The following is a 6,412-nucleotide window of genomic DNA, read 5'->3' on the forward strand; positions in this document are numbered from 1 at the left end:
GAAAGTCAATAATGATGGCTTCGTAAAAAGTCGTCACTCCGGTGAAAACCGGAGTCCAGAGAACTTATAACTATTTGAAAGGACTGGATTCCGGCTTTCGCCGGAATGACAGAAAAGCGTATTTACAGACTTTTTACGAGATCATCAGGTTTAAAATCTTGAAAATCCGCGTTCATCTGCGTCCGAATAAAAATTTATTAATCCTCTGTGTTCTCGGTGATCTCTGTGGCTAATAATGAACGCAAAAAAGCGCTGAAAGGGCTCCAGAAAAAGATTCATTACCGCTTTAAATCCCTCGACCTTCTCGATCAAGGATTGAGGCATAAGTCTTACGTCCATGAAAATATCGAGGCGGGTGGACAAGACAATGAGCGGTTGGAGTTCTTGGGGGATGCCGTCCTCGATCTGGTTATCAGTCATCTGATCATGGAACGCCATCCTGATTACCCCGAAGGGAATCTTTCGCGCTTGCGCGCGGCTGTGGTCAATGAGGCTCGCCTGGCCAAGATTGCCGGAGAACTGGCGCTGGGGGATTATCTCTTGCTGGGAAAAGGCGAAGAGATGACCGGTGGACGGCAAAAAAGTTCCATCCTGGCCGCTGCCCTGGAGGCCATTTTGGCAACCGTTTACCTGGATGGGGGGTTTAAAAAGGCTTGGCAGGTGATCTCCCGGCTTTTTTCTTTTCATCTAGACCGAGCCGAGCAAGAAGGATTCTACCAGGACTTCAAAACCAAGCTGCAGGAATTTTCCCAGGAAGCCCTCAAAGCCACCCCTCGCTACATGCTGGTCAAGGAGTTTGGGCCGGACCACGATAAAGTCTTCGGCGTAAAAGTTATGATTCAGGATAAAGTGGCCGGGGTAGGAGCGGGAAAGAGCAAAAAGGAGGCGGAGCAGAGGGCAGCGCAAAGGACTTTGCAAAAACGCCACCTTTTTCCGGAAGGAAGCGATGACTGAGGAAGAAAAAAAAGAAGGGTTTAAATCCGGGTTCGTTTCGATCATTGGCCGGCCGAATGCAGGTAAATCCACCCTGCTCAACACCCTTTTGGGTGAAAAGGTAGCCATCATATCCAATAAACCCCAAACCACCCGGAACCGGATCCTGGGAATCAAAAACCACCCTGCCGGGCAGATTATTTTTTTGGACACTCCCGGTATTCACCAAGCGCGGTCGAAGCTCAACCAGGCAATGGTCAAAGTCGCTCTGGCCACCTATAACGAAGTGGACGTCGTATGCTTCCTGATCGAAGCCGACCGCCCCGATCATGAAGAAAACGACTTCATTCTGAAAACTCTCAACCAGGTAAGGAACCCTGTTATCCTGGTCATCAATAAGATTGACCTGGTTCCCAAAGGCGATCTTCTCCCCATCATCGAGAATTATTCCCGCTTGCGCCCTTTTGAACAGATCATTCCCCTATCTGCCCTCCGGGGGGATGGGGTGGATGTCCTCGTGGCCGAGCTTCTCCAAATCCTGCCCGAAGGGCCCCAACTTTTCCCCAAGGATATGATTACCGACCTGCCCGAACGTTTCCTGGCGGCCGAGCTAATCCGGGAAAAAGTTTTCCTCTTGACCCGAGAAGAGATTCCCTATTCCACGGCCGTGGTGGTCGAAGAATTTAAAGAGAAAGCGGAGAAAAATTTGATCGTGATCAAAGCCACGATCCAGGTGGAGAGGGAATCGCAGAAAGGGATCCTGATCGGGGGAAAAGGCCGGATGCTCAAGGAGATTGGGCGCCGGGCCCGGGAAGAGATGGAGGCTTTATTCGGAGCGAAGATTTTTTTGGAACTCTGGGTAAAAGTGGAAAAAAACTGGCGAGAAGACCCCCGGGCCCTGCGGAGGCTCGGGTTGGAATGAAATCGCGGAAATCCTTTTTATTCTTCACTTGCGGAGTTAAGAGCCTGCCTTAAATGCTCCAGCGAAGTATTCCCGCCGGAGCACACCAGCCCTACTTTCTTGCCTTTCAGCTCATGGCGCAAACGGTATGCCGCGGCCAAAGAGGCTGCCCCTGCTGCCTCAGCCAAAGTATGAGCATGCGCCACCATCCACACCATGGCTTGCATGATTTCATGATCATCCAACAGCACAAAATCATCCAACCCTTCCCAAAGGATCGCCTGCGGCAGCGCAAAGGCCGTGCCGGTGGCCAGCCCTTCGGCAAAGGTGCGGTTGGGAGCTTCTACTAATCTCCTCTGCCGCCAGGACTCGTAAGCCGCTGGAGAGGCTTCGGACTGCACCCCGATGACCCGAATGTCCCGGTTGACGGCTCGGACCACGATGCAAGCCCCAGCCGCCCCGCTCCCCCCACCAATGGGCACGATGATAACCTGCAGCCTGGGTTGATCCTCCAGCATTTCCAGCACTTCGGTGGCCACACCTGAGATCAACAGAGGTTCGTTGCCAGAGTGGATGTAACGATAACCGTGTTTTTCGGCCAACATTTCGCAATGCAAACGAGCTTCATCAAAGGTAGCTCCATGAAAGATTACCTCAGCTCCCATGCCCTGTATGGCGGCTACTTTCCCTGGGTTAGCCTTTTCCGGCACCACGATCCGTGCCTTAACTCCAAACAGGCGGGCGGCAAAAGCCACGGATTGTCCGTGGTTACCAGTTGAAGCAGTAATCACACCCCGTGACCGCTCTTCAGAGTCGAGTTGAGAGATCAGATTGATTCCACCCCGGACTTTGAAGGCTCCAATCGGTTGGTAGTTTTCATGTTTGATATATACTTCGGTATCCACCAGGGCGTTAATCGCCAGATGACTATGCAGAGGGGTTCGGGATAGATATGGGCGGATCTGTCGCTGCGCCAACAGTACATCTTTTAACCCGGGTATTTCCATTGCTTCGCTCCTAAGGCCGTAGAAATTGTTAGAACTGCAATTTAATCTTCTGAATTATTTCTTATTGCTGTATTGACTCTTAATCAATGGTTTAATTCCCCCGCTTTCCAGAATCTTCAATACATAATCGGACAGGGGTTGGGCCTGGGCCGTGGCTCCGGTTGTCTCATTGGTCACCTGACCAGTTGATAAATCAATTTTAAGCATGTCCCCTTTCTTTGCCAACTCATGGATGTGCGGACATACCAGAAGGGGAATACCGAGGTTAATGGCGTTGCGGTAAAAGATCCTGCCGAAAGAATCTGCCAAAATGGCGCCGATGCCCACCGCTTTCAAGGCCACCGCCGCGTGTTCCCGGCTAGAGCCACAACCAAAATTTGTGGAAGCGATAACAATATCACCTGACTGAAATTCTTTTACAAACCCAGGATCAATCCCCTCCATGGCGTGTTTGGCTACCTCATGAGGGTCAGTCAATTCCAGGTAGCGACCTGGATAGATCTGGTCCGTGTCAATATTGGCCCCAAAAACAAAGGCTTTCCCTCTAATCACCTTTTGCATTTTTTGCCACCTCTTTAATCAAGATATTGCGTAGGATCAGCAATTTCCCCCTCCAGGGCTGCGGCAGCTACGGAAGCTGGTGAACCGATGTAGATTTCGGCCTTGGGATGGCCCATGCGCCCGGGAAAGTTGCGACTGGAGGCGCTGATACAGGTTTCCCCGGCGGCTAATATGCCCTGGTGCGTTCCGAGGCAGGCGGCACATCCGGGGGTTACGAAGGTGGCTCCTGCCTCCACCAGGGTTTGCATATAACCTTTGGCCATAGCTTCCAGAAGGACCCCCTTGGAAGCGGGGACAATGAGGAACCGGGTTCCCGGATGAACTTTCTTTCCTTTTAATATTCGGGCGGCAACGGCGAGATCTTCCACCCGCCCACCCGTGCAGGTTCCTAAGAAAGCCTGTTGCACGGGCTTGCCGATAAATTCTTCGAGGGGATGAACGTTGTCCACGCTATGGGGAGCCGCAAGCTGCGGAGGCCAATTAGAAATGTCAAAGGAATGCTCGGCGCTATAGGGATAGCCGCCATCCGTTGTAAATATTTTGTAGTCGCGTTTCAGTTTCTCTTTTAAAAAAGCGAAAGTAATTTCGTCCGGCTGAATATAGCTGGTCTTCGCTCCCATTTCGGTCGTCATATTGCACAAGGTCATGCGCTCGGAGATGCTGAGGGTTCTCACTGCCGAGCCCGTAAACTCAACCGCTTTGTAGACCGCATAGTCGGCTTTCAGGTCCCCGATGACCTTGAGAATGATATCCTTGGCGTAAACTCCCTTGGGCAATTGCCCTTCCAGGTTGATGCGGATGATTTCCGGAATCCGGAACCAGAGCATTCCAGTGATCATGATCACCGCCATGTCCGTTGCTCCCACACCTGTTCCGAAGGCTCCGCAAGCCCCGTGGGTGGTCGTATGGGAATCCGTGGCCACCAACACCATGCCGGGGTAAACCAAACCGTGATCCACCATTACCTGGTGGCATACTCCTTGGTCGACATCAAAAAGCAGTTCAATACCCTGTTCCCGGCAAAATTCGCGCATCTGCTTTTGATTTTCGGCCTGCTGAACCGTCGATGCCGGGGCGTAGTGATCCAGAATGAAGGTAATCTTTTTTGGGTCGTACACTTTTCCCCCGCCCATTTCGTAAAAAGAACGGATAGTCTGTAAATAAAGGTCATTGACTTCGGCAAGATCCACATGGCAATTCACGATCTCCCCGGTAGTGACAGACTCTTTTCCCGCTGCTTCGGCCAAAATTTTCTCGATGGCGTGCATGATTTTTTCTCCAGAACGTCGGTCAATGTTTTAGAAATATGATAAATCTCTTTTACCATGGTCCTGGCGTGGTGGCAAGGAGTTCCCTTGACCCCTCGAATCCTTGGCCCCTTTAAATTAAGAATATGCTTGACTTACTCAGGGTATTAAGTAAATTTACTCAATACATTGAGTAAATGGCTTACCGAGCGGTATATAGTTTTTAAGTAAATTTTTACAGAATGGCTACTTAGCAGGTTAGCAGCGGAATGGGGGTGAAACATGGAAAACAAGCCTGATTATCTCGGACACCGGAAGCGGTTGCGGGAGCGGTTTCGCAAAAACGGAACCGAGGGGATGCATGACTATGAAGTTTTGGAACTCCTGCTGACCTACGCCATCCCGCGGAAGGATGTCAAGCCAATCGCCAAGGATCTCCTCAAACGCTTCGGCAGCCTCTCCGGGGTCCTGGATGCGGGGCAGAAAGAACTGGAAGAAGTTGCCAATATCGGCCCCATTTCCTCGACCCTCATCCGTCTGGTCAAAGAGACCTGTGGAATTTATCTGGCCAAGAAGATGAGGAATAAAGACGTGCTATCTTCTCCCCAGGCCGTACTCGATTTCGCCCGGGTAAAACTGGCCGGTCTTCCCCATGAGGCTTTCATGGTCATCTTTTTAAACGCCAAAAATAAGGTTCTGGATTACAAGGTTCTCCAGGAGGGAACAGTTGACCGAGCGGTTATATATCCCAGACGCATGGTTGAGGAGGCCTTGGCCCATCACGCTGCCGGAATCATTTTGGTCCATAACCATCCCAGCGGAGATTCCGAGCCCTCCCCGGAGGATAAGCAACTGACCCGTTCCCTTACCGAAGCCGCCCGCACCATCGACCTCCGGGTTCTGGATCATATTATTGTGGGTAAAGAAGGATATTGCAGTTTTTTGGAATCCCGCCTGATGACTGGGTCGGAAAACAGCAAATGACCACAAAAAACTTTTGAATGAGCGAACCAATAAAAATCAAGGACGTCCCCTTTCATATCACAGTTCCAAGCAAAAAAAGCCTCCTTGCAGGGGCCTTAGTAGATTTGGAGGGCGAGGATTTGACAGGTAAAAAATTATCCTTTATTTTTTCCTTTGATGAGCTTTTTCATTCTTCCGAATTTTTCTAAGATAAAATCAAGAGCCTCGATGTCTGTTTCCGATAACATATCAAATTCTTCACTGCCGCAAGAACTTCCTTTCTCGAATTCGTGTTCTCCAACCTTTTTCAAGTTCTTCTGTGCATATTCATATTCCTTTTTGTCTAAGAAATCTTTATCAAGACTCAATACATCCTTTGCTGCCGTTCCGACAGGACCATAACTCATCGCCCAGTATTCGTCGTTTGTAATTGTGCGCCCGTAGCGGATAAGGTGATATTTATCCGCAAGGAATAACAGCTTATACCCCGGTGCCCTTTCAATGCCGCCAAGGTGGGATGCTGGGTAGGACGACGAAAAAATTGGGGTCAAGTTTACAATTGGGGAATTTAGATAAATTCAGGTAGAATGAAATGTAATGGAAAAGACTGCAGAGATCATCATGATTGGCGGGGGGATCATCGGGGCAAGTATTGCCTATCACCTGGCCCAAAAAGGGGCCAACGGAGTGGTGCTTCTGGAAAAAGGAATGCTCGGGGAAGGCTCTACGGCCAAATGCGCCGGTGGCATTCGGGCCCAATTTTCTACGGAGATAAATATTCGCTTTTCTCTGAAAAGCTT

Annotated in this window: 8 protein-coding genes; 4 read left to right on the forward strand and 4 right to left on the reverse strand. The window is 50.3% G+C overall.

Going from position 1 to position 6,412, the window contains the following annotated elements; translation table 11 throughout:
* Positions 1-225: 225 nt before the first annotated feature.
* Together rnc and era are read left to right on the forward strand one after the other, a co-directional pair.
* A complete protein-coding gene (gene rnc / locus Q7V48_12840) occupies positions 226-954 on the forward strand; it encodes a ribonuclease III (GenBank protein ID MDO9211615.1) in 729 nt (242 codons plus the stop codon).
* Positions 947-1,855 (forward strand): GTPase Era, encoded by a 909-nt coding sequence (gene era / locus Q7V48_12845; protein ID MDO9211616.1) that lies wholly within the window; start codon positions 947-949, stop codon positions 1,853-1,855. Before rnc ends, era begins: the two co-directional genes overlap by 8 nt.
* 17 nt (positions 1,856-1,872) lie before the next feature.
* Here era and Q7V48_12850 read toward each other — a convergent pair whose 3' ends face one another.
* From Q7V48_12850 to Q7V48_12860, 3 genes are read right to left on the reverse strand one after another with little or no spacing between them, the layout of a single operon-like run.
* Positions 1,873-2,841, reverse strand: a complete 969-nt coding sequence (locus tag Q7V48_12850; GenBank protein MDO9211617.1) for a threonine/serine dehydratase — start codon at positions 2,839-2,841, stop codon at positions 1,873-1,875.
* 54 nt (positions 2,842-2,895) lie between these two features.
* Positions 2,896-3,402, reverse strand: a complete 507-nt coding sequence (locus Q7V48_12855; protein MDO9211618.1) for a 3-isopropylmalate dehydratase small subunit — start codon at positions 3,400-3,402, stop codon at positions 2,896-2,898.
* Between the two features lie 14 nt (positions 3,403-3,416).
* The gene (locus Q7V48_12860; protein ID MDO9211619.1) at positions 3,417-4,670 is read right to left on the reverse strand and encodes a 3-isopropylmalate dehydratase large subunit; all 1,254 of its coding nucleotides are present in this window, start codon (positions 4,668-4,670) and stop codon (positions 3,417-3,419) included.
* A 261-nt stretch (positions 4,671-4,931) separates the two neighbouring features.
* Here Q7V48_12860 and radC point away from each other — a divergent pair, with 261 nt between their 5' ends.
* The gene (gene radC / locus Q7V48_12865) at positions 4,932-5,633 is read left to right on the forward strand and encodes a DNA repair protein RadC (GenBank protein MDO9211620.1); all 702 of its coding nucleotides are present in this window, start codon (positions 4,932-4,934) and stop codon (positions 5,631-5,633) included.
* A 134-nt stretch (positions 5,634-5,767) separates the two neighbouring features.
* On the opposite strand, the gene Q7V48_12870 is transcribed toward radC, so the two are convergent.
* Entirely contained in the window at positions 5,768-6,163 is a 396-nt protein-coding gene (locus Q7V48_12870; protein ID MDO9211621.1) for a Panacea domain-containing protein, read from the reverse strand.
* A gap of 46 nt (positions 6,164-6,209) precedes the next feature.
* On the opposite strand from Q7V48_12870, the gene Q7V48_12875 reads away from it, so the two are divergent.
* On the forward strand, positions 6,210-6,412 hold a 203-nt coding region (locus Q7V48_12875; protein MDO9211622.1), incomplete at its 3' end, for an FAD-dependent oxidoreductase.

This window comes from Deltaproteobacteria bacterium (assembly GCA_030654105.1).
Lineage (GTDB): Bacteria > Desulfobacterota > SM23-61 > SM23-61 > SM23-61 > JAHJQK01.

What these genes read in the sequence shown, in the direction of transcription:
- Q7V48_12850 (MDO9211617.1), bottom strand. Translation starts at nt 2,841, where the DNA reads ATGGAAATACCCGGGTTAAAAGATGTACTGTTGGCGCAGCGACAGATC.
- Q7V48_12855 (MDO9211618.1), bottom strand. Translation starts at nt 3,402, where the DNA reads ATGCAAAAGGTGATTAGAGGGAAAGCCTTTGTTTTTGGGGCCAATATT.
- Q7V48_12860 (MDO9211619.1), bottom strand. Translation starts at nt 4,670, where the DNA reads ATGCACGCCATCGAGAAAATTTTGGCCGAAGCAGCGGGAAAAGAGTCT.
- radC (MDO9211620.1), top strand. Translation starts at nt 4,932, where the DNA reads ATGGAAAACAAGCCTGATTATCTCGGACACCGGAAGCGGTTGCGGGAG.
- era (MDO9211616.1), top strand. Translation starts at nt 947, where the DNA reads ATGACTGAGGAAGAAAAAAAAGAAGGGTTTAAATCCGGGTTCGTTTCG.